This window comes from Candidatus Zixiibacteriota bacterium (genome assembly GCA_040753495.1).
Classification (GTDB): Bacteria; Zixibacteria; MSB-5A5; order GN15; family PGXB01; genus DYGG01.
This window is the reverse complement of record JBFMEF010000083.1, coordinates 1-2,104: the sequence shown is the minus strand read 5'-3', so window position 1 is coordinate 2,104 and position 2,104 is coordinate 1. Positions and strand designations below refer to the sequence as shown.

The 2,104-nt window shown below is 50.7% G+C and carries 2 protein-coding genes and 1 pseudogene; 2 read left to right on the top strand and 1 reads right to left on the bottom strand.

Annotated elements, in window-relative coordinates; all coding sequences use genetic code 11:
* Positions 1-77, top strand: a pseudogene (locus AB1690_05310) (IS3 family transposase).
* A 65-nt stretch (positions 78-142) separates the two neighbouring features.
* Here AB1690_05310 and selD read toward each other — a convergent pair.
* Complete coding sequence (gene selD / locus AB1690_05305; GenBank protein ID MEW6014719.1) at positions 143-1,126, bottom strand: selenide, water dikinase SelD; 984 nt, start codon at positions 1,124-1,126, stop codon at positions 143-145.
* A 626-nt stretch (positions 1,127-1,752) separates the two neighbouring features.
* On the opposite strand from selD, the gene AB1690_05300 reads away from it, so the two are divergent.
* Positions 1,753-2,104: hypothetical protein (locus AB1690_05300; GenBank protein ID MEW6014718.1), on the top strand; the 352-nt coding region annotated here is incomplete at its 3' end.

Sequence of the window (2,104 nt, the reverse complement as noted above, 5' to 3'; positions counted from 1 at the left end):
CTTGGATTGAGATATATTATAATCGTCAAAGACGACACTCAACTCTGAAATACTTAAGCCCGGTTGATTTCGAAAATGAAAACAGTTATGCTTATTTACGTGTCCCACAAATCGGGGGAAGCACAGATTTGACCTACTCGCATTATGTGATCACAAGCGGCTTGGTTGATTTCGCAATAACCTCCCCTATTTCATAAACTGCAAATTCACTTTTCGTCGCCGCTTTCAGGAAATCATCCCTCTTCCCGGCGTCGAGGGCGATGAAAAGGCCTCCCGAGGTTTGGGGATCGTGGAGAAGGTTCCGTTCGGCTTCGGTGCATTTTCTCAGATACTCCACTTTGTCGAGCAGATATTCGCGGTTGGCGGAAGTCCCGCCGGGGACCGAGCCGGCGTTGGCGAATTTCATTGCATTCGGGAAAAGCGGGAGGCGGTCAAAAGAGATTTTCAGGGTTACCTCAGAGCCATTCGCCATTTCGTACGCATGCCCGAGAAGTCCGTAGCCGGTGATATCGGTGGCGGCATGAGCCCCGAATTGAACCATCAGTTCAGATGCGACATTATTCAGTGTCGCCATTGATTTAGTGACAGTGGCAATATCTTCGGGCGAAGCGAGATTCCGTTTGATGGCGGTAGTGATGATGCCGGTGCCAAGCGGTTTGGTCAAGAACAGAATATCGCCCGGTTTGGCGCCGATGTTGCGGACGATTTTGTCGGTATCGATGATGCCGGTGACAGCCACGCCGAATTTCAATTCTTTATCTTTGATGGAATGACCGCCGACGACCACGGCGCCGGCCTCTTTTATTTTTTCCGCGCCGCCGAGAAGAATTTTTTTCAGTATTTCCGGCGGCAGAACTCCATCCGGAAAACCGACAATATTCAAAGCGGTCAGCGGCTTGCCGCCCATGGCATAGATATCGGAAAGGGCGTTGGCGGCCGCAATCTGCCCGAAAGCGTACGGGTCATCCACAATCGGCGGAAAGAAGTCCACCGTCTGAACCAGCGCCTGACGGTCGCTAATCTGGAAGATGCCGGCGTCATCGGAGGTCTCAAACCCAACCAGAAGGGCGGGATTGCTCTCCGGCGGCATCTCCTTGAGAAGGTCAGCCAAAAACTTTGGCCCCAATTTGCTGGCTCAACCGGCGCAGGTGACTTCAGCCGTCAGTTTGATAGTTATTTCGTCTCTGTTGTTTTTCATAGACATCGCCAAGATACGAAAAGCCGAAAGGAATGTCAAAAGGGTGGGGATTCTGTCAGCGCGGCTACAAGGAAATCATCCTCCGCCGAAGGCGGGGGATGATTTTGTCGAAACCATAAAGGTTTTGACCTACCGAGGGGCGGACGATTCTTAAACAATGCCTGGACAGAACTATCTTCGTCGGACAGAACTGGACGTTTCCAGCCGGAAAATCTTTCCCAAATTGCGCCGTCAGGAATCTTTCCTGACGGTTCTTCACTTGTATCGTGCCTGGCAGATGTCCACATCTGCTGGTAACTATTCATTGCGCTGTCAGGAATCCTTCCTGACGGCTCTTCACTTGTAGCCATTCGACCAGGTCGAATCCTATCCCCTGACGCCGGTAACTCAGGATGCGCCTTCGCTTTAGTCAGAATCTTCCAAAAAAATTTTCAAATTTCGATAATCTCGCCCATTTTCACTGACAGCAGATGTCAGTGGGGGATTTTATGATGGGGTCAGGCGATTTTCAAGAAAGACCGGGCGTATCGAAAATACTGGTTCAGGGAGGTTATATGTTTGGATGCAAGGGGTTTTATTATCCGCTGGTAACGCCGCTCTATTACGGGCGGGCAATGCAGGCGCCGGACGTGTGCGGATATTGCCGTATTTTTTCTGACCACTGCAATTATTATCCGGGGCAGATTGAAGAATATCAGATACTGGCATTGCGGCGGCTATTGCGGCATGCCCAGAACCATTCGCCGTACTACCGACGTCTTTTTGCAGAATATGGTTTTGACCCGGAGCGGGTATACAGCCAGAATGACTTGAAGACTCTCCCTATTCTGACCAAGGAGACAATAAACGAGCACCGGGAGGAGATGCTGGCTGATGATTGTGACATGATGGCTCGTCATGAGACCT